This is a genomic window from Mycobacterium intermedium (assembly GCF_002086275.1).
GTDB lineage: Bacteria > Actinomycetota > Actinomycetes > Mycobacteriales > Mycobacteriaceae > Mycobacterium > Mycobacterium intermedium.
In genome coordinates, this window is record NZ_MVHT01000243.1 from 1 (window position 1) to 1,258 (window position 1,258).

The window sequence follows — 1,258 nt, forward strand, 5'->3', positions numbered from 1 at the left end:
CCCGAACCCGGCTCCCACTCGTGAACTATTCCCACACCAATACTGGTACCTGCTGAGCCCCCACCTATGATCACGGCTTCTCCTCAATTCCGGCCGTCTGCAGTGCAGTGCAGTCGGTACTTAAGTGCTATTCCTACCTCACCAGGGCACCGCAATGTTGCCTTTTGAGGTCAATTGGTCGAAAAGACCTTCGTCACACTTCGTTTGATCGTGACCTAGGTCACGAAGCGGCGGTGATGTCGCCCTTTGCGGCCAATTTTTCGTAAAGGCAGTCCGCCATACCCCGGATGGTGGTGATGTCGGCGGTGCTGATACGAATCCCGGTCTCGGCCTGGATGCGGGCGCGTAACTCGTGGTTGGCCAACGAATCCAGGCCGTAGTCGGTGAGCGGACGGTCGGCGTCGATAGTGCGCCTCAAGAGCAGCCCGATCTGCTCCGAAAGCAGCCTACGGAGCCGGCCCGGCCATTCTTCCTGGGGCAGCTCGTTGAGCTCGGCGAGCAGCTGGCTCGCGCCCGCCCGGCTCTTGCCCATCTTCTGGAAGTTCTCCGCGAAGGGGCTGCGCTGAGCGAACGCCATCAGCCACGGCGAGTCGAGCACCGGGGCGTACCCGGTGTAGGCGCGGTTGTGGCGCAGCAGCGCCTCAAACGCATACGCACCCTCCTCCGGCGTGATCGCGTCGCCGCCGGCCTTCTCGGCGAAGGTCGTGGCACGACCGATCTCGCCCCAGGCACCCCAGGCGACGGAGGTCGCCGGCAGGCCCTGAGCGCGCCGCCAGTGCGTGAACGCGTCCAGCCAGCTGTTGGCCGCCGCATACGCACCCTGACCCGGCGAGCCCACCAGCGCCGCCGCCGACGAGAACAGGCAGAACCAGTCCAGCGGCTGGTCGGCCTCGAGACCCTGCACGGCCTCGTGCAAGTACCAGGCCCCGTACACCTTGGGCGCCCAGTCCTTCGCGATGAGCTCCTCGGTGATGTTTTCCAAGGTGGCGTCCTCGACCACGGCAGCCGCATGCAGCACGCCGCGCAGCGGCAGACCCGTCGCCGTCGCCGCCGCAACCAGCCGCCCGGCGGTACCCGGCTCGGCGATGTCACCACGCTCCACCACCACATCCGCGCCGATCGCCCGGATGAAGTCGATCGCTTCCAGTGCCTTCTGGCCGGGCTCCGAGCGCGAGCTCAGTACGATACGGCCCGCGCCCGCGGATGCCATCTTCTCGGCCAGGAACAAGCCCAGACCGCCCAGACCACCGGTGATGAT

Annotated in this window: 1 protein-coding gene; it reads right to left on the reverse strand. The window is 66.1% G+C overall.

Features of this window, described 5'->3' with window-relative positions; translation table 11 throughout:
* Positions 1–220: 220 nt before the first annotated feature.
* Positions 221–1,258 (reverse strand): SDR family oxidoreductase (locus tag BST27_RS30435; protein WP_139805497.1); only part of this gene is annotated, 1,038 nt, incomplete at its 5' end.